Annotated in this window: 1 protein-coding gene; it reads left to right on the top strand. The window is 43.6% G+C overall.

From position 1 onward, the window contains the following. The coding region (locus KH400_RS30440; RefSeq protein WP_217228725.1) for a hypothetical protein at nt 1-330 on the top strand (330 nt) is incomplete at both ends.

Below are 330 nucleotides of genomic sequence, written 5' to 3'. Positions count from 1 at the left end.
AAAGAGAAGGGGGAAAGAGAAGGGAAAAAGAGAAAGAGAAAAGGGAGGGAGGGGAGAGAGGAGGGGGAAAGAGAGGAGGGAAAGGGAGAAAGAGGGAAAGAAGAGAAAAGAAAGAAGAAAGAGAGAAAAAGGAGGGAGAAGAAAGGGAAAAGGAAGAAGAAGAAAGAGAAAGAAAAGGGGAAAAAGAAGAAGGAAGAAAGGGAGAAAGAAAAAGGAAGGAAGGAAAGAAAAAGGGAAGGAAGAAGAGAGAAAAGGGGAGAGAAAGGAAAGGGGGAGGAGAAGAGGAAAGAAGAAAAAGAGGGAAAAAAGGGGAAGGAGAAGAGGAAAGGA

The sequence above is a fragment of the Desertibacillus haloalkaliphilus genome (genome assembly GCF_019039105.1).
Lineage (GTDB): Bacteria > Bacillota > Bacilli > Bacillales > KJ1-10-99 > Desertibacillus > Desertibacillus haloalkaliphilus.
This window is presented reverse-complemented; position numbering and strand designations above follow the sequence as displayed.